This is a genomic window from Alcanivorax jadensis T9 (genome assembly GCF_000756655.1).
GTDB classification, from domain to species: domain Bacteria; phylum Pseudomonadota; class Gammaproteobacteria; order Pseudomonadales; family Alcanivoracaceae; genus Alcanivorax; species Alcanivorax jadensis.
This window is the reverse complement of sequence record NZ_ARXU01000012.1, coordinates 1-22352: the sequence shown is the minus strand read 5'-3', so window position 1 is coordinate 22352 and position 22352 is coordinate 1. Positions and strand designations below refer to the sequence as shown.

Sequence of the window (22352 nt, the reverse complement as noted above, 5' to 3'; positions counted from 1 at the left end):
GGAAATCCTATTTTTTACCACAGAGAGCACAGAGTTCATTGAGGAGCCCCCCTCTTCAGCAACGTAGCGGTGCAACAATCGTAGGGGTAACCGTACCAGCCCACCGCTAAATTGGTGCAGTTCGCTTAGGCTCAGTGCACCCTACGTCATCCGTTAGTCTGTGCCGGTTTTCAAGGCCAGTAAGGTGTTTTTGCGGGAAGCGATGCTTGCAGCGTGAAGAAGTGGGCTCGTCCAACCTTGAGCGTCAGGCCTCCGGCACCGCCATTGTGAAAACATTGTGCAACCCTGCCGCAACGGCGCGGTACCGGGCTACACTGGGGTCCCGGACCGACGATTTCACGCCATGGGCATCCGCAACAAACTCTTTGTCATTTTCCTGTCTACCTTCCTGGTGCTGACCCTGGCGGCCAGCGGTTTTTATTACCTGTCGTTCCTGCGCAGTCTGGAAACCTATCTGGATGAACGTCAGCAAGCGCAGGTAGAACGACTGGCGGATCACCTGGGGTTGCTCTATCAGCAGCGCGGCGGTTGGCAGTTCCTGATGGACGATCCCCGTCAACTGAAACGCCTCTACCGGCTGGCCGGTGACCGGGATGAGGACCGGGACAGCCGCGGCGATCACCGTCACCTGCAACTGCTGGATGCACAAAAACAACGGCTGTTCGGCCCAACAGCGCCGCGAAAATTCCGCTCGGAAATTCCGGTTCGCAGCGGCAACACGACGGTGGGCTACCTGACTTACCCGGACCAGGAAGCCATCCGCGACAAACTGGACCAGCGCTTCATGGGCCGCCAACTTCGCTTCATGGGCTGGATGCTGTTTGTGGGCGTGGTTCTCTCGCTGCTGGTGTCCTGGCTGCTGGCCCGTCATCTGGTGGCACCCATTCTTGCCCTGTCCAACCACACCCGCGACCTGCAGGAAGGCCACTACAGCGCCCGCCTGGAAACCCGCCGCCGGGACGAACTCGGCACCCTCACCGAACAGGTCAATCAGCTGGCGCAGCGGCTGGATCAGGGCCAGCAGGCCCGCCAACGCTGGTTCTCGGATATTGCCCATGAGCTGCGTACCCCGGTGGCAATCCTGCAGGGTGAGCTGGAAGCCATCAGCGATGGCATTCGCCCCTTGAGCCCGGAGTTCATCAAGTCTCTGGAAGGAGAAGTGGCCCAGCTCACTCACCTGATCAACGACCTGCACGACCTGGCACTGGCGGATGGCGGCAATCTGCGTTATCGGTTCCACCGGGAGGATCTGGCGGACCTGCTCGGCGAGGTGGTCGACAGCTATCGCAACAGCTTTAGCCAGCAGAGCATCAGCCTGGAAACCCGTATTCCCGACCTTGCCGTTATTGATATGGATCCGGTGCGCATTCGCCAGCTGCTGGACAACCTGCTGCAGAACTCTCTCAAGTACACCGCCAGCGGCGGTACCTTGAGTCTCTCGCTGACACACACTGGCGACAACTGGGAACTACTGCTGGAAGACAGTGCCCCGGGCGTGCCCGACGAGGCCCTGCCCCGCTTGTTCGACCATCTGTACCGGGTAGAAAGCTCCCGCAACCGCCGCACCGGCGGCGCCGGCCTGGGGTTGGCCATTTGCCAGCGTATCGTTGAAGCCCATGGCGGCACTATCGGCGCGGAGCACAGCCCTCTGGGCGGCGTGCGCATCCGTATCACCCTGCCGGGAGAGACCTCATGAGCCGCATCCTGATTGTGGAAGATGAGCCGCGTTTGTCACAACTGATGGCAGACTACCTCCAGCATGCCCACTTCCACACCGAACAGACCGACAGCGCCCGGACCGCCATGGCACTGGCAAAAGAGGAACGTTTCCAGGCCATCCTGCTGGACCTGATGCTGCCGGACGGTGACGGCATGGAAGTGTGCAAAGCCATCCGCCGCCACAGCCAGGTGCCGATCCTGATGGTCACTGCCCGAGTGGATGAAGTGGATCGCCTGCTGGGTCTGGAACTGGGCGCCGACGACTATATCTGCAAGCCCTTCAGCCCCCGGGAAGTGGTGGCCCGGGTCAAGGCGGTACTGCGCCGGGCCAATCCGCAACCGGACAGTGCCGGCCCCACCCTGACCCTGGACGACGAACGCTATGAGGCGGTCATGGGCACACAGCGGGTCGCCCTCACTGCCATCGAATTCGCCCTGCTCGCCACCCTGTCACGCCACCCTGGCCGCATCTGGTCCCGAGACCAGTTGATGGATGAAATCTACCAGGACCACCGGGTGGTCTCTGATCGCACCATCGACAGCCACATCCGCAAACTGCGCCGCAAGCTCAGCGACGGGGATGACGCCTCCCATGACTGGATCGGCAGTGTTTATGGGGTCGGGTATCGGCTGGAACAGCCGTAGCGGCAACACTCCTCCTCCAAAGCCGCAGTAGGAGCGGCGCTCTCTGTGCCCCGCGGGTATGAGCCGCGAACCGTGCGAAGCACGGAGTCGACCGAAGGGCGATCAGGCATTTCACCATTTGACAGTTTCCGGATAGCTACTCGCCAGCCAGTTCCGGTTCGCCCCTCAAGAGAGGCTCCTACAGCCTGATTCCATACCGATGCCATCGAACCAGCTTTTCCACAATTCCTGCATATTCCTTGCACGCTTCCCGCCCATACTGATCCCACACATTCACAGGGACTCACTGAGTCACAAGGAGATCACCATGAAGAAATTGGCTATTGTTGCACTGGCTATCTTTACCACTTCCGCTTTTGCCTATGGCCCCGGTCATAAAGGCGGGGAGCACATGGTGGAGCGTCTGGAAAAGAAACTGGCACTGAGCGAGGAGCAAAGTACCCAGCTCAAAGCTATCTTTCAGGAGCAGGGCGAGAAGATGAAAGCCTTGCACGAAGAAACCCAGGACAAGATGAACAAGGTACTGACCCAGGAACAGCAGGAAAAACTGGCCGAGATGAAAGAAAAGCGCATGGAGCGCAGGGCAGAGAAAAAAGAAAACCGAAAAGACAAAAAGGGGCGTGATGTCGAATAACCCCCGCACTCTTGCCTTGATAAAAAAGCCGGCAGAAGCCGGCTTTTTTATCGCTACCACTACAACAAGGCGCGCCGCATATCCGTCAACAACTGACTCAGATAGGTAGTGAAACGAGCCGCATCCGCGCCATCAATCACCCGGTGATCGTAGGACAGGCTCAGCGGCAACATCAACCGGGGCTGAAACTGCTCACCGTCCCAGACCGGCTGCATGTCTGAACGGCTTACACCCAGAATGGCAACCTCAGGCCAGTTCACGATGGGGGTAAAGGCAGTGCCACCAATTCCCCCCAGCGAGGAAATACTGAAAGTACCCCCCTTCATGTCAGCCGGTGTCAGTTTGCGGTTGCGGGCCTTTTCCGCCAGCTCACCCATTTCCAGAGCAATGGCTTTCAGACCCTTCTTGTCCGCCTCCTTGATCACCGGTACCACCAGACCATTGGGAGTATCCACGGCAATGCCGATATTGATGTAGTGCTTCTGGATCAGGGCCTCACCGCTGTTTTCCAGCGAGCTGTTGAAGCGAGGAAACTCCTGCAGTGCCCGGGCGCAGGCGCTAACCAGAAACGCCAGCATGGTGAGTTTGACGCCGTCTTTCTCCAGGGCCTTGTTCTGGTGTTTGCGGAAGGCTTCCAGGTCAGTGATATCCGCCATCTCATGCTGGGTAACATGGGGAATGGTCAACCAGGAGCGGATCAGGTTCTGGGCAGACACCTTGCGCAGCTTGTTGAGCTCCAGCCGCTCAATCTCACCGAACTGACTGAAATCGATCTCAGGCAACTCCACCGCCAGGCCTCCACCGGAAGCCGCAGACGCACCGTCCAGCCTCTGTTTTACCCAGGCATGTACATCTTCCTTGAGGATACGATCCTTGGGTCCGGTGCCGCTGACCTGGGCCAGATCCACGCCCATTTCACGGGCCAACTTGCGCACCGCCGGGCCGGCGTGCACGGATTTGGAGGGAGAGCCGGAATCTGCCGCTGGCGGCGGAGAGGTCGCTGGAGCCGGTTTTTGCTGTTGTGCGGGCTGGCCCGATGCCGACGAGGTCGCCGGTTTCGCTTCTGGCTTTTCTTCTGCCTCGGCGTTCTTGTACGCTGCCGGCTTGCCCTCGGACACCGCAAGGGTCAGCAGGGCATCACCGGTGCCCACCTTATCTCCAACCTTCACGGCTACCGATTCCACCTTGCCGGCGGAGGGAGCGGGGATTTCCAGGGACGCCTTGTCCGATTCCAGCACCACGATGACCTGCTCGGCCTCCAGACTGTCGCCAGCGGCCACATTCACTTCGATGATTTCGGCGGAATCAATATCGCCCAGGTCAGGAACGGTAACGGTTTCACTGCCACCGCTTTGCTGCTCTTGTGGCGCGCCGGACTCATCCTCTTCCTGCGGCTTTGAGGCTGTATCCGGTTTTTCCTCAGAGGCTTCAGGCGCATCACTGGCGGCCCCGGATTCCGCGGAAGATTCCTCTTCCGACTCGCCTTCGGCCTCCACTTCCATCAGCTCATCGCCTTCCTTGACCCGGTCGCCGACCTTGACGCCAATGGCAGTAATCTTGCCACCCTGGGGCGCAGGGACTTCCACGGTGGCCTTGTCCGACTCCAAAACAATAATGGTGTCTTCTGCAGCGATGGTGTCGCCGACTTTCACGCTGATCTCGATGACGTCAACAGGATCACTGCTGCCCACATCGGGAACACGAATCATGCTCTTACTCACACCAGTCTCCTTTTGTGAGATCACGCAGGGGTGCGATCAATGCATCACCGGATAGGGTTTATCCGTGTCGATGCCGTATTTTTCGATGGCTTTTTTCACGGCAGCCGCCTCCACCTTGCCATCCTTGCGCAGGGCACTGAGTGCCGCCAGCACGACGAAATAGCGGTCCACTTCAAAGAAGTGGCGCAGTTTCTGGCGGGAATCGCTGCGGCCGAAACCGTCGGTGCCCAGTACCGTATAGCATGCATGCACCCAGGGCCGGATCTGGTCGGCGAAGGCACGCATGTAATCGGTGGACGCAATCACCGGGCCGTCCCGGCCATCCAGGCATCTCTCTACCCAGTTGCGTTCGCGTTCCTGATCCGGGTGGAGAATTTCGTCCCGGTCCAGACGCAGACCTTCCCGGCGCAGTTCGTTAAAACTGGTGACACTCCACACATCCGCCGCCACACCGAAGTCATCGCGCAACAGCTCCGCCGCCGCTTCCACTTCACGCAGAATGGTGCCGCTGCCCAGCAACTGTACGCGGGGGGATTTCTTGGTTTTGCCCTTGCCTTCGCGCAGCAAGTACATGCCCCGGCGAATGCCTTCTTCGGCCCCTTCCGGCATGGCACCGTGCACGTAGTTTTCGTTCATCAGCGTCAGGTAGTAGAAGACTTTTTCGTTGTCTTCGTACATGCGCTTGAGGCCATCATGGAGAATCACCGCCAGCTCGTAGCTGTAGGTGGGGTCATAGCTGACACAGTTGGGCACGGTGCTGGCCAGCAGATGACTGTGGCCGTCCTGATGCTGCAACCCTTCCCCGTTCAGGGTGGTACGACCGGCGGTGGCCCCCAGCAGGAAACCGCGGGCCTGGCTGTCGCCGGCGGCCCAGCAAAGGTCGCCCACGCGCTGAAAGCCGAACATGGAGTAATAGATATAAAACGGAATCAGGGTGAAATCGTGCACGCTGTAGCTGGTGGCTGCCGCCAACCAGCCGGACATGGCACCTGCTTCGTTGATGCCCTCCTCCAGGATGCGACCCTTCTTGTCTTCCCGGTAGTACATGACCTGACCGGCATCCTCGGGCTCGTATTTCTGGCCACCGGAAGAGTAAATGCCCAGCTGCCGAAACAGGCCTTCCATACCGAAGGTGCGCGCTTCATCCGGCACAATCGGCACCACCCTTTCGCCGATCTGCTTGTCCTTGATCAGCGCGCTCATCATGCGCACAAAGGCCATGGTGGTGGAAATTTCCCGGTCACCACTGCCTTCCAGGAAGTTGGCAAAGATATCCAGCCCGGGCAGGGTCAGCGTCTGGCTGGCCTGCTGACGACGCACTGGCATATAACCGCCCAGCTCGTCGCGCTGCTCTTTCATGAAGCGCATTTCCGGGGAGTTCGCATCCGGCCGGTAGTAAGGCACATCCTTGAGCTGTTCATCAGTGAATGGCATATCGAAGCGATCGCGGAAATCCTTCAGGCTTTCCAGGTCCAGCTTCTTCATCTGGTGGGCCTTGTTGACCGCTTCGCCGGCGCCGGTGGCGTAACCCTTTACGGTCTTGGCCAGAATCACCGTGGGCCGACCGGTATGGTTAACCGCCGCATGGTAGGCCGCGTAGACCTTGAAGGGATCGTGGCCACCGCGGTTGAGGCGGTACACCTCATCGTCGGACATATGCTCCACCAGCTTCTTCAGTTCCGGGTACTCACCGAAGAAATGCTCACGGGTGTAGGCGCCTCCGTTTTTCTTGTAGGCCTGGTATTCGCCATCCACGCACTCTTCCATACGGCGGCGCAGCAGGCCCTGGCTGTCCCGTTCCAGCAGTGGGTCCCAGAGACTCCCCCAGACCACCTTGATCACATTCCAGCCGGCACCGCGAAACACACCCTCCAGTTCCTGGATGATCTTGCCGTTACCACGCACCGGACCATCCAGCCGCTGCAGGTTGCAGTTAACCACGAAGATCAGATTATCCAGTTTCTCGCGACCGGCCAGGGCCAGGGCGCCCTGGGATTCCGGCTCGTCCATTTCCCCGTCGCCCAGGAAGGCCCACACCTTGCGGTCATCCTTCTGGATCAGCTCACGGTTTTGCAGGTACTTCATCACATGAGCCTGGTAGATGGCCTGAATCGGCCCCAGCCCCATGGACACGGTGGGAAATTGCCAGAAATCCGGCATCAGCCAGGGATGCGGATAGGAGGACAAGCCCTTGCCATCCACTTCCCGGCGAAAGTTGTCTAGCTGCTCTTCGCTGATACGCCCTTCCAGGTAAGCGCGGGCATAAACACCCGGGGCCGAATGGCCCTGGAAGAACACCAGGTCCCCTTCGTTTTTATCGCTGGGAGCCCGGAAGAAATGATTGAAACCCACATCGTAAAGCGTGGCGGATGACGCAAAGGAGGCAATGTGGCCACCCAGCTCGTCATCGTTATCCATGTTCGCCCGCATCACCATGGCCAGTGCATTCCAGCGCACCAGGGAACGCACCCGGCGTTCCATGAAGATATCGCTGGGAATCGGCACTTCGTCTTTGGCAGGGATGGTATTGAGGTACGGGGTGTTGAGGTCAGTACGGCGAATGCCCTGTTCCTGGGCCTCATTGGTGATGGTGTCCAGCAGCCAGGCGGCCCGTTCCGGGCCTTCGCGCTCGACCACGGATTCCAGGGCTTCGAGCCACTCCCGGGTTTCTGCCGGGTCCATATCATCAAAGAAACTTCTTTTGTGCATGGGCATGCGTCCTTTTTCGCGTAGCCAGGCAGCCCTGCAGGATCACTGCAGGGCTGCGGGAATAAGCGCCCGAGGGTGTTGGGCGAGAGGTTCCAGACCTCCGGTACAAGCTCTTTCCATACTAGCCGCAATGACTGGCCGGTCAAATGACGATAATCACCACTGGCCTGTCACTGAAGGACTGGACGTTCGCTATCCACAACATGTCACCGGCGGCCCAGTGAAAAAACCCGACCAACGTCGAGCCCGAGACGTTCGACACTCAAGAATGCCGTTGGAGCTTTGCTTGCAAAGCGAAGGGTTGACGTTTTCCCAGGCCTGGCTCAGAGATCTTCGCTTTGCGAGCAAAGCTCCAACGCCCCCAGCCGGCTTATTGTTTAGATCACAATAATCCACAGCGCCGCCAGGATCAGCCAGATGGCAACGCAGCGCAGTAACAGCCCCTGCAGGGATTCCAGATGATCCAGGGCCGCGGACAGGGAGCCGTCACCGCTAGCCTGGGAGTCCTCCAGGGCCACATTAGCCACTTGCTGCAGCGGCTGGCCACTGTGTTCCTGACGCCACCAATGGCCACGCATTTTTTCCATAACCGCGGTGAAATCACCGGCCAGCGCCATGCTCAGCACCAGCAGTCTGTTGGCCGGCCAGCTTAGCCAGCCATCCAGGCGAGCTTGCCAGTGATTGGCCTGCTCGTCGCCAGCCCGGGTTACCCAGGCTCGATTGAGTACGACCAGAAACGCCGCTCCGAAACCCAGCACCACCAGCCAGAAGATCGCGATAAAGAGCTGCTGCTCCCGCGCCAGAATCTTTTCCGTCAGGGCACTCTGGTAGGCAGGATCACCAGGTGTTCCGGTCACATCGAATTCATCCGTGGCCAGGGCAGCAAAGCCTTCCGGGTCGTTCATTCGACCGCGCACCAGTAATTCATCCACATGACGGAACTCGCTTTGTCCGCCAACCAGCCACAAGATCAATACCATGCCCAGAACCAGCACTAACAACTGCCCCCAGAAGCCGTCCAGCCAGCAAGTCAGGGCGTAAATCAATAGTGCCGGCAACAGCACGGCCAGCCACCAGACTCGCTGTCCCTGCCCCAGGCGGTTGCCCCATTGCTGCAACCAGCCCTGATGGCGTTGCGGGTTGGTGAGCCATAATGGCCAGCTGGTATCCAGACGGCGCAGGCCGAGGACCAGTATCAGCACCAGAAACTTCATGCCATTTCCTCCTGAGAGCCTATTTAGAATCTATCCGCAGCCGCGCCGGAGTCCTTTCTTACCCTGTAAATAGGGTCGCCAGATCGTGATTGCGATTGTGCTGTGTAGTCATTCTACATAAGCAAGCGCAATCGCGGGCTGGTGGCAAAAGGGGCCCGGCCCTTCGGGTTACCGCTAAATATAGCCCCATGCTGTGTTATGAACCTTGAACTTGACCCGTCAGGCCCTACGGTTCATGCCTTGCCTGGGGCCATTTTTAGCGGCAACGCGGCTGCGGATAGATTCAAGATAGGCTCTTAAATCCAGCCAGGCGAGCCCTATAGGTCGTCCAGTCGAAAGCGGGGCCCGGGTCGGTCTTGCGGCCCGGGGCGATATGTTCGTGGCCGGTGATGCGGGTATCGTCGATCGCCGGATAGTGGCACTGCAGTAGCGCTGTGAGTTCCGTCAGGGTCGCGTACTGCACGTCTTCATAGGGAACAGTATCTGCGCCTTCCAGCTCGATGCCGATGGAAAAATCATTACAGTTTTCCCGCCCGGCAAAGCAGGAAACGCCGGCATGCCAGGCCCGCCGATCGCAGGGAACAAACTGCAACAGGCTGCCGTCACGCCGAATGAGAAAATGCGAGGACACGGTGAGCTGGTGGATTTCGCGGAAATAGGGATGGTCGTCCGGGTTCAGGCAGTTCTGGAACAGGGCCTGGATATAATCGCCGCCGAACTGCTCCGGCGGCAGGCTGATGTTATGAATCACCAACAGGGAAATATCATCGGGATCGGGGCGGGGATTGAAATTGGGGGATGGACACCACTGTGCCTGATCGACCCGGTGTTCGTTGAGAGTGAGCACCCGCGCAAGCTCCTTAGAACCTGTTCATGATCTATACGCAACCGCGCCGGAGTCAATTTTTTCGCCAGGTCGTGATTGCGATTGTGTCGTGTAATCATTCTACATCAATAAGAGCAATCGCGGGCTGGCGGAAAAAGGGGCCCGGCCCTTCGGGTTACCGCTAAAAATGGCGCCATGCTGTGTTGCGGACCTTGAACTTGACCCGTCAGGCCCTGCGGTCCGCGCCCTCTGTGCTCTGCGAGTATTGCCTGGCACCATTTTTAGCGGCAACGCGGCTGCGTATAGATCATGAACAGGTTCTATGCCCGCGCGGACAAACCAACGACTAGTGCTGTGCGTTGGCCTGCATGCGGCGCAGGTCGCCAATAACCGCTTCCAGAGCCCGGTCGAACAGGGCTCCCTCTTCAATGAGTTTAACAGTCCCCTCATGCAGGGCAACGGCCAGAGTGTAAGCAGAGAACTCTTCCACCTTGATCCCGCGCCGGTTGGTAAACACCATCTTCACCCCTGCGCGGATATTGGCAGCCAGCTTTGCGCGACGCGGCTCGTCACCGTCCATGATCTCAATCCACTGACCCGGAGCAAGCTGACCGGCTTTTTTCACCAGGAAATGGTTTTCCGGCAATACGGCTTCTTCCTGGGCTTGCGGTTGCGGTACCGGCATTTCCGGCTCCACAGGCACTCGCTCAGTTTCCAGGCCTTTGAGCAATTGCTGGTGCACATCCTGGAACTTGATCAGTAACTGCTTGGCTTCTGCCTCATCGTAACTGATCTGGCCAAGCCCGCTATGCAGAGTCTTCAGGAGTTTGGGGCTGAGCGCCTTGAGCTTTTCCAGAGCCGCCTGATCGCGGTGCGGCAGGACACTCCAGACCACCCCATCAACCACCTTGACCTGCTGTTGCCAGGCAGCGCTATCGGCGCCTTCGCGCAACCAGGTCAGGTAAAGCACCTGCTGCCAACCCTGGCGCAGTAACCGCACCACCACATCCGGCAGTTGACGGCCGGCCATGCGCTTGTCGAGCACCGCCACCACTTCCTGACGGGCCAACTCGGCACGAGCCTTGCCTTCCTCCGCTTCACGCACCCGTTGCTCAACACGCTCGGAGCGTGAGCTCTGGCTGTCGAAAAAGCGCTGAAACTCATCCAGCAGGGTGGCGAACAAACTGGCATCGTCTTCAAAGTCATCAATGATGCGATGTACCGCGTGGTTGATACGCTGGTACAGATCGTCCTGGATGCCCTGTTGCGGGTCCCACTGATTGCCGGCCCGGGCGAGCATGTTGAGCAGTAGTCGAGCTTCGTGGTTGTCGTTACTGAAGAAGGTCTTGTCGGTGATTGCTACTTTCAGCAAGGGGATCTGCAGGCGCCCTATCAGCGCCTTGATCTCGGAGGGCAGGCCCTCGTCATCCAGAATGAAATCAAACAGCAGAGACACCAGGTTAATCACATCGTCATCGGCTTGGTCCAGGGCATGGATGGCTTCGCCATGCTCACTATCGAGCAATTCTGACAGGTCTTCCTTCAGGTTGGCCTTTTCACCGTCTGTTTCGCTGAGGCTGCGTTCGACACGCTGCAGACGATTGAGCACGCCCATCAAGTCATCAGAGCTGACCTGGTGAACGGAAGCCGCATTGGCCACCGGGGCGCCATTGAGATAAGGCACGCCGTTCTGCATGACCGCCATGGCTGCATTAATATCACCACCAACAAGGGCTCCGCCACCTGCTGGCGCCGCTCCGCCCTGCATACCGCGCATGGTGACCAGCAATTCCTGCAGCAGCCCGAACATCTGATCGTTATTTCCCGTACCCGAACCAGAAGAGGAAGTCTGGCTGGATGCCAACGAGCGATTTCCCGGTTTGCGTGCAGGCGCAATAGGGGCGGATTTCATATCCGGCAAGACCCCGGCGTCTACCAGTACCTTATTGGCCTCAGACACCATGAAGCCAGTTTCCGCCATCACTTCTCGCTCAAACAGCTTGAGGATGATCAGGCGAGCCTTGATGTCCAGAGAGAGCTTTTCCAGACCCTCGTTGAAGGCATCGACCAGCTCACGCGGTTCCAGCGGATTATTCCGCTCGGTGATTTCCGCCTTGCTTTCAAACAGGTATTCCAGACGGTGGCAAAGCACCTTCAGCTGTTCTACACAGCCATTACGGGCACGACGAGCCATGTTATCCAGGGCCACCGAGGTTTCCAGGTCTTCTTCATTCACCAGGGTCAGGGAGTCCAGGTCAAACTTGGCATTTTCAAGCGACGCGGCCTGTTCGTCAGAGTGACCGAGCGTGGCAAACTTGTGCTGCATGGCCTGCTTCAGGCTGGCAACCAGACCAGCACGCTGCACGCGAAGCTGGCGCATGGCATCAAAGTAACGCTCGCGCTCGCTATCCGTTTCCTTCTCTGCCAGGTCGTAGAGGGTGTCGTCAGCACCATCAAGCATATCTTCCAGATAGGAAGACGCCAGTGACAGATAGCGGTCACGCACTTTTTCGATCGGTCTGGGCAGGCTGTTAGCGGCTGTTTTGCCGGCGACCGGTTTGAGCTGAGTAACCTTGGCCATGACACCCCCGGGGTTAAGCTTCACCCGCTTCAATAATGGGACTGTAGTTTTAATACTCTACTAAGCTAACACATCAACAGTCTACGAATTTTGAACCAGTTGGCATGTGAGACTTTGTGTGTATGCAACCACAAACACGTCGCCAGCTTTCCCTGCTCGCTAAATTCCCATAGCCTAAGGCCTTTTGGGGCAATGGACGAGAGCCATGGAGCAAGCGGTTACCATTCTTAAACAGATCAGTGGTTTTTTATGGGGATGGCCGGCACTAATCCTAATTGCTGGCACCGGGATCTACCTGACCCTGATCCTGCGGTTCCTGCCGCTGCGTCAGTTGGGATTCGGCTTCAAGCAGATGTTCGGCCCGCAGGTGGGGGTCGGCACCATTGGTGCTGGCGCCGCCTTGGCCACGTCGCTCTCTGCCACTATCGGCACCGGTAACATCGTGGGTGTTGCCACTGCCATCCACTCAGGAGGCCCCGGGGCACTGGTGTGGATGTGGCTGATTGCTCTGGTGGGTATGGCTACCAAATACGCAGAAGCCGTGCTGGCCGTGCAATACCGGGAAAAAGATGCGGCGGGCCAGTACGTGGGCGGCCCTATGTACTACATTCAAAACGGTCTGGGCCGTAACTGGCGCTGGCTGGCCATTGCCTTTGCCGTCTTCGGCATGTTGGCAGGCTTCGGCATTGGCAATAGCGTCCAGGCCAACTCTGTCGCACACGGCCTGCAGGACAGCTTCGGGCTTCCTGCATGGGTAACCGGGGTCACCTTGGCCGTCCTCGTGGGCCTGGTGGTGCTAGGCGGCATGAAACGGATTGCCACCGTGGCCACTTATATCGTTCCCTTTATGGCGCTGGCTTACCTTCTAGCCGGCTTGGTGGTGCTGGTGGACCACGCTGACGCGCTGCCCGCCGCCCTGGCCCTATGCTTCGAAAGCGCTTTCACCGGCACCGCGGCGGCTGGCGGTTTTGCCGGCGCCCTGGTCAAGGAAGCAATCCGTTTCGGCATTGCCCGGGGCATATTCTCAAACGAGGCCGGACTGGGCAGCGCACCCATCGCCCATGCATCCGCCAATACCGATCACCCGGCCAGACAGGGCTCCATCGCCATGCTGGGCACCTTTATCGACACCATTATCGTCTGCTCCATCACCGGTCTGGCCATTATCGCCTCCGGTGCCTGGACCAGCGGCGCCGAAGGTGCCCCCCTGTCCGCCCTGGCCTTCTCATCTACTTTCGGTGACTTCGGCAATGTGATTGTGGCCGGCGGCCTGGCGATTTTTGCCTTCACCACCCTGCTGGGCTGGAGCCTGTACAGCGAACGATGCACCCAATTCCTGTTTGGCGACCGGGCCGTCCTCCCCTTCCGCGTGATCTGGGTACTGGCCGTACCGTTTGGCGCCGTTGTCAGCCTGAACCTGGTCTGGGCGCTGGCCGACATCATGAATATCCTGATGGCGATACCCAACCTGATAGCTCTGCTATTATTGTCACCCGTGGTGGTGAGGTTGAGTCGAGAGTTCTTTGACGGCCGCCACCCGGAATGAATATTGGTAGGAGCTTGCTTGCAAGCAAGCTCCTACAGCGTTAACACACCTGTAGGACTCACCTCAGCATGACCACAGCCCTCCCCGACTACGTGCGCGACGATATTCAACGCAACGTAAGCTTCGCCCTGGAAGAAGATATACGCAGCGGTGACATCACGGCACAGCTCATTGATGCCGATAGCGAAAGCACGGCCACCATCATCACTCGCGAAGAGGCGGTCATGTGCGGCACTCCCTGGGCTGAGGAAGTGTTTCGGCAACTGGGCGATGTACAGATTGAGTGGCATGTTCATGACGGTCAGCGACTGCCCGCAGAGACAACCCTGTGCACACTTCGCGGCAATACCCGGCAAATTCTCACTGGCGAACGCACCGCGTTGAACTTCCTGCAGACCCTTATGGGCACTGCCACCACAGCGCGCCAGTATGCTGATGCTGTGCAAGGAACCACCGTGACGATTCTGGATACGCGCAAAACACTCCCTGGAGTTCGCGCTGGCCAGAAATACGCTGTTCTGTGTGGAGGCTGTCAAAACCACCGGATCGGGCTGTACGATGCGTTTCTGATCAAGGAAAACCATGTAGCCGCCTGCGGAGGGATTACTGCAGCCATTCAACGCGCGCGGGCTCTGGCACCGGAGAAGAAGATTATTGTGGAAGTGGAAACACTGGCGGAGTTGAAAGAAGCCGCAGCAATGAGACCGGATCAGATTATGCTGGATAATTTCAATTCCCAGATGCTGACAGAGGCCGCCTCACTCGCCACCGAATGCGCACTGGAAGTCTCCGGCAACTTAACTGTAAACAATGCCAAGACCCTGCCCAAAGGACGCGAATGGTTTCTGTCCTCGGGGGCACTGACCAAGCATGTACAAGCAATCGATTTATCCCTGCGATTACAATGATGGCCATTGTCACTGCCGCAGGAATATAACGTAACGATGCTGAGTGCCAGTTCCAGCGGATGGAAACCGGATTGTTTGCGGGACTCCAGATATACTGCAGACAAGATTCAAACGGCAAAAGCATTTTGCCCGGTGGCTTTTGTCAGAGGCGACAGAAACCGCCCGCCAGATCACAGGTTACCGTTCCTGTGCCGGGTGCTACCGGCGTAAGAGTGAGCGTGTCGCCGGCAGAAATGGGGTAACTGATTAACGGCAACGCAGTGCAGCGACTCGGCGCCGCATTTGCCGGAAAGCTGGTGCCCGTCAAAGTGACATGGGTCACCCCCACTCGCACATGGGCCGCTGCCTCAGCAAGGCAGGCATTATCCGCTGACTGTCTTATGTAATCGTTGTACGCCGGAATGGCAACCGCCGCCATGATGCCAATGATCGCCACCACGATCATCAGCTCAATTAATGTAAACCCCTTTTGATAATTCACAGCCCCCCCTCATTATTGTGATCCCGTGACTTTCCCCTGATCAAAACAATGCATAAACCAGACCAGATTTTTTTAATGAGAAATCCTTCGGAAAACGGGGCGGGGCTGCAGACAAAGGCCTAATAAAGACAGGAAATCACAATACTTTTTGGCAGAAACCAACAATAAAGGTCACTTTGAATTTAGTAGATTATCAAAGTTTCAAACGAATAAAACACCAAGTATGGGATGGCGCCTCTAACCGCACAGATTCAGATAGTTACTCCCAGTAATCGGTTTCAGCTGCCAAAACCCTGGATCAGTGCAAAAGGGAAAACGGTAGAACTAGCGTCTTGCCATTTAATTGAAGTCACTAAAAAGCACAAAGGCCCGGGGGTATTAACCACCGGGCCTTTGAAAATAAGCCAGGCTAATGCCTGCTTATTGTTACGGCTTGGAGCAAGTACCAGAGCCATCACAGGTCACAACAGTGCTGGCTGAATCTTTGGCAGTTGCCTGCGTCCAGTCTGTGCCAGCAGCCGGAGCACCAGCAGGAGCAGCACCGGCGTTAACGGTGGCACAAGCACCAGCGACCGGAGTAGACAAAGTTGCTGGGTCCTGAGAGTACTCAATCAGCCAGTTGTTAGTTTGGCCTTTCAGCTCAGCCAGGCAGGAATCAATACGGCTCTGCTCCACGTAATCCTGGTAAGCCGGGATAGCGACCGCGGCCAGAATGCCGATGATGGCAACCACGATCATCAGTTCGATAAGGGTGAAACCCTGTTGAATTTGCTTCTTCATGTCGTCTCTCCAACGTAAAATTTGCAAGCCTTATTGTTGAGCTCACTCTTGGCGAGCCTCTGCGTTGGTCTAATGCATAGAGCGGGCCAACTTTTTGCTCATGAGGAAAAATCATTAGAAACCTGTAAATTCAACGCCGAATCGCACTGCGCACAACTGCAGAGATGACTATTGAGTCTCTCCTGAAATTACCGGCAGCAGTCATAACCGACACTATTCGTCACTCGCCAGCAAAATAACGACAAAAAGCGTCACCCTGGATGACCACCACTATCGGTTGCCCCCCCCCCCTTCATTCATTGGATCGAGTCTCCAGGTTCACCGAGGGCCATGATAGGGTGGGTAGCGATGGCTGAGTCGGACTTTAAGCAGAACAAGGGCATGGCTAACTGCCTTTCAAAGCGACCCTAAACCCTTGGCCCAGACCGCGACCTTAGATAGAAAGCTCTACCGCAAAAGCTGGGAATACCTTTAGAAAGGCCCGACAAGGTACTGATTTTGCGACATCCACTCTTCCCTGTGCCGGTGACAACCGGTATGTTACGAAGAAAGTGTTGGGCATACCGACCATACTAAGCATAAACAAGCAGGTTGCCATGACTAGCCAGACCCTTTCCTTCAGCGGCTTACCGCAAAGGCTCATCAAGCAGGAATTGCTGACCGCCGAAGACGCACAGCAAGCACAACAGCAGGCTCGCCAGGAGCGGGTGAGTCTCGTTCACCAGCTGGTAAGCTCAGGCAAGCTCTCGGCGCGAGTTGTCGCAAATGCAGTGGCCGAAGAGTTTGGCGACCCCATCCTGGATCTGAGCGCCTTTCAGCGTGACAGCCTGATCAAGGATCTTGTGGATCCAAAACTGATCACCAAGCACCATGTGCTGCCCCTGTTTCGCAGGGGTAGCCGGCTTTTTGTGGCAGTGTCAGACCCGACCAATTTGCCCGCACTCGAAGAAATCCGTTTCAACACCGGCCTCAATGTAGAAACCATCATCGTTGAGGAGGACAAGCTCACTCACTGGATTGATCACCTGGAATCAGAAGCCGAAGGCAGCGCTTTTGATGATCTGGATGATGATATGGGTGATCTTGATGTTGGACCTGCCGAAGAGAAAAAGGACGAAACCCAGTCCGGCACCGATGACGCCCCCATTGTACGCTTCGTGAACAAGCTGCTGCTGGATGCGATTAAAGGGGGGGCCTCGGATTTACACTTTGAACCTTATGAAAAGACATACCGGGTGCGGTTCCGTCAGGACGGCATTCTGAAAACCGTCTCCAAGCCACCGATCAACATTGCCAGCAAATTGTCAGCTCGCCTGAAGGTGATGTCACGACTGGACATTTCTGAACGCCGGGTCCCGCAGGATGGCCGGATCAAGCTGAAAATTTCCAAAACCCGTGCCATCGATTTCCGGGTAAACACCTGCCCCACGTTGTTCGGGGAAAAAATCGTGTTACGGATTCTGGACCCGGAATCTGCAAAAATGGGTATTGAGGCGCTGGGCTATGATGAAGATCAAAAACAGATGTATCTGGATGCTCTTCACAAGCCTCAGGGCATGATTCTGGTGACTGGCCCCACCGGTTCCGGGAAAACGGTCTCCCTCTATACTGGCGTCAATATCCTCAACACCCCTGAGCGCAACATTTCTACTGCTGAAGACCCGGTAGAAATCAACCTGGAAGGCATCAATCAGGTTAATGTTAACCCCAAACAGGGCATGGACTTTTCGGCGGCCCTGCGAGCCTTTCTTCGGCAAGATCCGGATGTCATTCTGGTTGGTGAAATCCGGGATCTGGAAACCGCCAACATTGCCGTGAAGGCGGCACAGACGGGTCATATGGTGCTTTCTACCTTGCACACCAACAGCGCACCAGAAACATTGACTCGCCTACGCAACATGGGCGTACCCTCCTTCAATATTGCCACCTCGGTAGTCCTGATTATTGCCCAGCGATTAGCACGCCGACTTTGCGAGCACTGCAAAAACGTAGTGGACGTACCGCAACAGTCCCTACTTGAGATGGGCTTCACGGAAGAAGATATTGGTACCGGGTTTACTGTTTATGGCCCACAAGGGTGCGACAAATGCACTAACGGCTATAAAGGTCGGGTAGGGATTTATGAAGTCGTCAAAATCACTGACGGTATTGCCCGGATTATTATGGAAGAAGGGAACTCCATCCAAATTGCAGATCAGTGTCGCAAAGAAGGATTCAATGACTTACATCGCTCCGGCCTCGTAAAAGTCATGCACGGCGTGACCAGCCTGGAAGAAGTTAACCGTGTAACAAGCGGACATTAATTATGGCAACAAAATCAGCAGAACAAAAAAACGCCACTTTCGTTTATGAAGGTGTTGACAGGCAAGGAAAGAAAGTAAAAGGCGAGGCTTCTGGCAAAGGTCCAGCTCTGGTTCGTGCAGAACTTCGCAAACAAGGCATTAACGCCAAAAAAGTCATCAAGAAACGCGAAGTTAGCTTTGGTGGAAAGAAAAAAATCAAACCCATGGATATCGCCATTTTTACTCGTCAGATGGCAACCATGATGAAAGCGGGCGTCCCTCTTGTTCAAGCATTTGAAATCGTTGCTGACGGCCTGGAACACCCCACCATGAGACAACTGGTGCTGAGCCTGAAAACAGAAGTTGAATCAGGCAGTAATTTTGCAACGGCCCTGTCAAAGCATCCAGATCAATTCGACGATTTGTACTGCAGCTTGATTGAGGCCGGCGAGCAATCAGGCGCGCTTGAAACAATGCTCGATCGAGTCGCGCTTTATAAAGAAAAAAGCGAACTCCTCAAACAAAAAATCAAGAAAGCCATGAAGTACCCGGCAACGGTTGTTGTTGCGGCTGCCATTGTAACTGCAATTCTTTTGCTGAAAGTAGTCCCGGTATTTCAGGATCTTTTCGCCGGTTTCGGTGCTGAACTCCCGGCTTTTACCGTCTTTGTTATCAATCTGTCAGATGGACTTCAAAAAAACTTTCTGCTTATTCTCGCCTGTATAGTCGCATTTGTAATTGGATTTTCCACGCTCAAGAAAAAATCAGAACCCTTCCGGGACGCCCTGGACAGGCTGGTATTAAAACTACCCATTGTCGGTGACCTGGCTTTTAAATCGACCATCGCAAGGTACGCACGAACACTCTCAACCACCTTCGCCGCTGGCGTCCCCTTAATCGAGGCCCTTGATGCTTGTGCCGGGGCGACGGGTAACGTGGTGTATCGCAAAGCCGTTTACAAAGTGAAAGAAGACGTTTCAACTGGTCAGCAATTGCAATTTGCAATGCGAGCAACAGGTGTCTTCCCCGCCATGGCTCTACAAATGACCGCTATCGGCGAAGAATCCGGGGCACTGGATGCCATGCTGGAAAAAGTCGCCATCTATTATGAGGATGAAGTCGACAATGCCGTGGATGGCCTCACCAGCATGATGGAGCCTCTCATTATGTCGGTGCTTGGCGTTCTTATCGGCGGCTTGATCATCGCCATGTACCTGCCGATTTTCCAATTGGGTCAAGTTGTAGGCTAATTAATGATAGACAATCTTTTCGATGTTCTTTCCGCGAGCCCAACCCTGCTGGTTGGGCTCTGTGTTTTTCTGGGGCTGCTGATCGGCAGCTTTCTCAACGTCGTCATCTACCGCTTACCGGTGATGATGGAACGTAGCTGGCAGCAGGAAGCCCGCGAAATTCTGGAGTTACCCGCAAAGGATGATGGCGAGATATTCAATCTGGTGACACCACGCTCCCGCTGCCCGAAGTGCGACCACGGCATTGCCTGGTATGAAAACATCCCGGTGGTGAGCTGGCTGGCACTGAAAGGTAAATGCAAGGGTTGCGCAACGCCGATCAGTAAACGCTACCCGGTCATTGAGCTGACAAGTGGCGTTCTTGCCGGCCTGTGCGCCTGGCACTTCGGTTATGGACCCTGGCTAGCCTTTACCCTGTTTGCCACCTGGACCCTGCTGGCGGCAGCCATGATTGATGCGGATACCACCCTGCTGCCGGACAGCATGACTTACCCTCTACTGTGGGCCGGCCTGCTGGCGGCGCTGCTTGGCGTTTCACCGGTATCTCTGCCGGATGCGGTGGTGGGTGCCATGGCCGGTTACCTGTCCCTGTGGAGCGTGTACTGGCTGTTCAAGCTGCTCACCGGCAAGGAAGGCATGGGCTATGGTGACTTCAAGCTTCTCGCTGCTCTGGGCGCCTGGACGGGTTGGCAGTATCTGCCGCTGATTATTCTGCTGTCTTCCGTGGTGGGCCTGGTGTTCACCCTGATCGCCACTCTCTTCGGTGGCGAAAAGCGCACCCAGATCCCTTTCGGCCCCTATCTAGCGGCCGCTGGCTGGATTGCATTGCTATGGGGCGATACCATCGTCAGCTCGTATCTCGGGATGTTTAAGATCAGTTAATCCACGCTGAACACATGCCCTAAAAGTCTCGTTGAAGCTTTGCTTGCAAAGCGAAGGCTCTGCATTACTTGAACGCTTTCGCCTTGCGAGCAAGGCTCCAACGGGTTCAATTCTGCCCAGGAGCCCCCCATGTTCGTAGTCGGCCTGACTGGTGGTATTGGCAGCGGAAAGACCGCTGCCACGGATTTCCTCGCCCAGCAGGGCATCACTATTGTGGACGCAGATCTGGCGTCCCGGGTAGTGGTGGAACCGGGCCAGCCTGCGCTCCAGCATATCGCCGACCATTTTGGTGAGCATGTACTCACTGCGGATGGCGCCCTGGACCGCCGCGCTTTGCGCGAGATCGTGTTTGCGGATGCGGACGCCCTCAAGGTGCTTGAAGGCATTACTCACCCCGCCATCGGCGAGGAGCTGAAACGGCAAATTGCTGCCAGTGAGTCCACCTATACCGTTCTGGTATCGCCACTGCTGCTGGAAACCAGCCAGAAAGCGCTGGTGGACCGTATTCTGGTCATCGATGCGCCGGCAGAATTGCAGGTAAAACGGGCAATGGAACGGGACCATGTTCCCGAAGAGCAGGTTGCCGCTATCATCAAGGCTCAGATGGAGAGAACCAAACGCCTGGACCAGGCCGACGATGTGGTTGAGAATCACGGCTCGCTGCAGGTACTTCACGAGCAACTGGCGAGCCTGCATCAACGCTATCTGGAAATGGCTAACGTACTCTGAACATGTCTGATACCAATAACACCACCCAAACCTATCCCTGCCCCCAGTGTAAATCCCTCACTCGCTGGACCAACAATCCCTGGCGGCCTTTCTGCTCCGAGCGCTGCAAGTTGATTGATCTGGGCGATTGGGCGGCGGAACGCCATGCGATTCCCGGTGATGACAATGCCCCCGGGGATTTTGAAGAGTTTTGATCGTCTGACGGGATAAGCTGCGGATTGGGCTGCTCGTGCATCAGCGAGAATAAACCCCGTGCCTCTTTCTCTAACAGGGGCACAACACCCGAGTGCTAGCGGTACCAACACCTACCGTAGGGTGCCACTGAGCCTAAGGCGAACTGCACCGATTCGGTGGCTGGATGGTGAGTTCGCCTTAGACTCAGTGGCACCCTACACAGGTACAGGGGCAGAGCCCGGCCAGAATGCGCGAATGCCTGCCACGCCGATGGCGCCATACTGGCGGGCGGTTTCCAGATCCGCTGGCGAGACACCACCTAGCCCATAACAGGCCAGCGGCAACCCGGTAATCCATTCCCCCGCCTGTTGCCACCCCAGGGGGGGACGATCCGGATGACTGGCAGTGACCTCTACCGGGGAGACCAGCGCCATATCCAGCCCCAGGTCTGCCGCCTTTTCCAGGGCCTCACGGCTGTGACAAGCCGCTGAAACCAGCCCCGCAAAATCTGGTCGCCCCTGACAATCCATCAATACCGAGCCCGGCATATGCAGCGCAAAGACTCCCTGTAAGGACAACTGTTCCGCCCATGCTGCCGATGAGGCCCGCAACCATACCTTGACGCCTTTTTCCCGGCACAGGGCCAGAATCTCAGGCAGTGCAGCATGCTCGCTCCACTGGCGCAGATACAGCCCAATACGGGCAGCATCCAGACGGCCGATACCCGCTTTGAGGGCTTCCAGATCCAGATTATCCGGCGCGATGGCAAGATAATCGGGAAGCGTGATCGCGGTGACCACCGGCCGGTTCGCCGCCGGAAACTCCAGCGCCGGCAATTCCGGAATCTCAAACCAGTTCACCTGCTGCCCTTCACAACCCGAAGGCTCGCCCTGCCAGGCGGTGACATCGCGAAAATGCAGGGTGACATGCAGATCCTGGTACTGGTGGGCGATAGTCATGAACGGAGAGGAAATGGCCGCCTGCATGCCCAGCTCCTCCTCCAGCTCCCTGGCCAGGGCCGCCGACAGGGGCTCACCCGGCTCCACTTTGCCGCCAGGAAACTCCCAGCGGCCCCCTTGATGCTTGTGGTCCGGGCGTCGGCTCAGGCAGATGCGGCCGTCGTTGCCGCGGATGATGGCGGCAACGACGGTGATGGCGGGGGTAGCTACGGTCATAAAAACGTTCCTTCAGGAGCGTCGGGAGAGCCATGCCCGCAGGCGCAACAGCGAATGAGCTGTCGCAAGTATGTTCGCCATGCAAGCATAGCTCCT

Annotated in this window: 16 protein-coding genes and 2 pseudogenes; 10 read left to right on the top strand and 8 right to left on the bottom strand. The window is 56.9% G+C overall.

The features are described from left to right. The first annotated feature begins 343 nt into the window (after window positions 1-343). From T9A_RS13365 to T9A_RS13355, 3 genes are all read left to right on the top strand, one after another. A complete protein-coding gene (locus T9A_RS13365) occupies window positions 344-1696 on the top strand; it encodes an ATP-binding protein (RefSeq protein ID WP_035249323.1) in 1353 nt (450 codons plus the stop codon). Continuing rightward, window positions 1693-2364, top strand: coding sequence for a response regulator (locus tag T9A_RS13360; RefSeq protein WP_035249321.1), 672 nt, complete (start codon window positions 1693-1695; stop codon window positions 2362-2364). Before T9A_RS13365 ends, T9A_RS13360 begins: the two co-directional genes overlap by 4 nt. Before the next feature lie 307 nt (window positions 2365-2671). Continuing rightward, a complete protein-coding gene (locus tag T9A_RS13355; protein WP_035249320.1) occupies window positions 2672-2998 on the top strand; it encodes a Spy/CpxP family protein refolding chaperone in 327 nt (108 codons plus the stop codon). Window positions 2999-3057: 59 nt separating this feature from the next. Here T9A_RS13355 and aceF read toward each other — a convergent pair whose 3' ends face one another. From aceF to T9A_RS13330, 5 genes are all read right to left on the bottom strand, one after another. Continuing rightward, window positions 3058-4719 carry a dihydrolipoyllysine-residue acetyltransferase gene (gene aceF, locus T9A_RS13350; RefSeq protein WP_084573506.1) on the bottom strand — a complete coding sequence of 554 codons (1662 nt, stop codon included), beginning with the start codon at window positions 4717-4719 and terminating at the stop codon, window positions 3058-3060. 36 nt (window positions 4720-4755) lie between these two features. Beyond that, entirely contained in the window at window positions 4756-7428 is a 2673-nt protein-coding gene (gene aceE / locus T9A_RS13345) for a pyruvate dehydrogenase (acetyl-transferring), homodimeric type (protein WP_035249317.1), read from the bottom strand. Between the two features lie 377 nt (window positions 7429-7805). Further along, window positions 7806-8642: a membrane protein gene (locus tag T9A_RS13340; protein WP_035249316.1), complete on the bottom strand. Its 837-nt coding sequence runs from the start codon at window positions 8640-8642 to the stop codon at window positions 7806-7808. Between the two features lie 283 nt (window positions 8643-8925). Further along, window positions 8926-9489 carry a 1,6-anhydro-N-acetylmuramyl-L-alanine amidase AmpD gene (ampD, locus tag T9A_RS13335; protein WP_035249315.1) on the bottom strand — a complete coding sequence of 188 codons (564 nt, stop codon included), beginning with the start codon at window positions 9487-9489 and terminating at the stop codon, window positions 8926-8928. Window positions 9490-9814: 325 nt separating this feature from the next. Beyond that, window positions 9815-12049, bottom strand: coding sequence for a DUF1631 domain-containing protein (locus T9A_RS13330; protein WP_035249314.1), 2235 nt, complete (start codon window positions 12047-12049; stop codon window positions 9815-9817). 205 nt (window positions 12050-12254) lie between these two features. Between T9A_RS13330 and T9A_RS13325 the strand changes: the two genes are divergently transcribed. Together T9A_RS13325 and nadC are read left to right on the top strand one after the other, a co-directional pair. Beyond that, window positions 12255-13595: an alanine/glycine:cation symporter family protein gene (locus T9A_RS13325; RefSeq protein WP_035249313.1), complete on the top strand. Its 1341-nt coding sequence runs from the start codon at window positions 12255-12257 to the stop codon at window positions 13593-13595. Between the two features lie 68 nt (window positions 13596-13663). Further along, window positions 13664-14503, top strand: a complete 840-nt coding sequence (gene nadC / locus T9A_RS13320; RefSeq protein WP_035249311.1) for a carboxylating nicotinate-nucleotide diphosphorylase — start codon at window positions 13664-13666, stop codon at window positions 14501-14503. Window positions 14504-14884: 381 nt separating this feature from the next. Here nadC and T9A_RS17450 read toward each other — a convergent pair. Beyond that, window positions 14885-14948 (bottom strand): annotated as a pseudogene (locus T9A_RS17450) (pilin); the annotation flags it as partial. A 707-nt stretch (window positions 14949-15655) separates the two neighbouring features. Next, window positions 15656-15764, bottom strand: a pseudogene (locus T9A_RS17445) (pilin); the annotation flags it as partial. Window positions 15765-16360: 596 nt separating this feature from the next. On the opposite strand from T9A_RS17445, the gene pilB reads away from it, so the two are divergent. The 5 genes from pilB to T9A_RS13285 all read left to right on the top strand — a co-directional run bounded on the left by pilB (window position 16361) and on the right by T9A_RS13285 (window position 21101). Next, window positions 16361-18067 (top strand): type IV-A pilus assembly ATPase PilB, encoded by a 1707-nt coding sequence (gene pilB / locus T9A_RS13305; protein WP_035249308.1) that lies wholly within the window; start codon window positions 16361-16363, stop codon window positions 18065-18067. 2 nt (window positions 18068-18069) lie between these two features. After that, a complete protein-coding gene (locus tag T9A_RS13300; protein WP_035249307.1) occupies window positions 18070-19296 on the top strand; it encodes a type II secretion system F family protein in 1227 nt (408 codons plus the stop codon). 3 nt (window positions 19297-19299) lie between these two features. Continuing rightward, complete coding sequence (locus T9A_RS13295) at window positions 19300-20178, top strand: prepilin peptidase (protein ID WP_035249306.1); 879 nt, start codon at window positions 19300-19302, stop codon at window positions 20176-20178. A gap of 129 nt (window positions 20179-20307) precedes the next feature. Beyond that, window positions 20308-20907, top strand: coding sequence for a dephospho-CoA kinase (gene coaE, locus T9A_RS13290; protein ID WP_035249305.1), 600 nt, complete (start codon window positions 20308-20310; stop codon window positions 20905-20907). Window positions 20908-20909: 2 nt separating this feature from the next. Beyond that, window positions 20910-21101 carry a DNA gyrase inhibitor YacG gene (locus T9A_RS13285; protein ID WP_035249304.1) on the top strand — a complete coding sequence of 64 codons (192 nt, stop codon included), beginning with the start codon at window positions 20910-20912 and terminating at the stop codon, window positions 21099-21101. 195 nt (window positions 21102-21296) lie between these two features. Here the strand turns inward: T9A_RS13285 and T9A_RS13280 are convergent, their stop codons facing one another. Then, window positions 21297-22256, bottom strand: coding sequence for a Nudix family hydrolase (locus T9A_RS13280; RefSeq protein WP_035249303.1), 960 nt, complete (start codon window positions 22254-22256; stop codon window positions 21297-21299). Window positions 22257-22352 lie beyond the last annotated feature (96 nt).

Bases quoted from the DNA above. Each gene is read 5' to 3' on its own strand.
- coaE (WP_035249305.1), top strand. From the start codon at position 20,308: ATGTTCGTAGTCGGCCTGACTGGTGGTATTGGCAGCGGAAAGACCGCT.
- T9A_RS13365 (WP_035249323.1), top strand. From the start codon at position 344: ATGGGCATCCGCAACAAACTCTTTGTCATTTTCCTGTCTACCTTCCTG.
- nadC (WP_035249311.1), top strand. From the start codon at position 13,664: ATGACCACAGCCCTCCCCGACTACGTGCGCGACGATATTCAACGCAAC.
- T9A_RS13325 (WP_035249313.1), top strand. From the start codon at position 12,255: ATGGAGCAAGCGGTTACCATTCTTAAACAGATCAGTGGTTTTTTATGG.
- T9A_RS13295 (WP_035249306.1), top strand. From the start codon at position 19,300: ATGATAGACAATCTTTTCGATGTTCTTTCCGCGAGCCCAACCCTGCTG.
- T9A_RS13280 (WP_035249303.1), bottom strand. From the start codon at position 22,256: ATGACCGTAGCTACCCCCGCCATCACCGTCGTTGCCGCCATCATCCGC.
- T9A_RS13340 (WP_035249316.1), bottom strand. From the start codon at position 8,642: ATGAAGTTTCTGGTGCTGATACTGGTCCTCGGCCTGCGCCGTCTGGAT.
- T9A_RS13355 (WP_035249320.1), top strand. From the start codon at position 2,672: ATGAAGAAATTGGCTATTGTTGCACTGGCTATCTTTACCACTTCCGCT.
- T9A_RS13300 (WP_035249307.1), top strand. From the start codon at position 18,070: ATGGCAACAAAATCAGCAGAACAAAAAAACGCCACTTTCGTTTATGAA.
- aceE (WP_035249317.1), bottom strand. From the start codon at position 7,428: ATGCACAAAAGAAGTTTCTTTGATGATATGGACCCGGCAGAAACCCGG.
- pilB (WP_035249308.1), top strand. From the start codon at position 16,361: ATGACTAGCCAGACCCTTTCCTTCAGCGGCTTACCGCAAAGGCTCATC.
- T9A_RS13330 (WP_035249314.1), bottom strand. From the start codon at position 12,049: ATGGCCAAGGTTACTCAGCTCAAACCGGTCGCCGGCAAAACAGCCGCT.
- T9A_RS13360 (WP_035249321.1), top strand. From the start codon at position 1,693: ATGAGCCGCATCCTGATTGTGGAAGATGAGCCGCGTTTGTCACAACTG.
- T9A_RS13285 (WP_035249304.1), top strand. From the start codon at position 20,910: ATGTCTGATACCAATAACACCACCCAAACCTATCCCTGCCCCCAGTGT.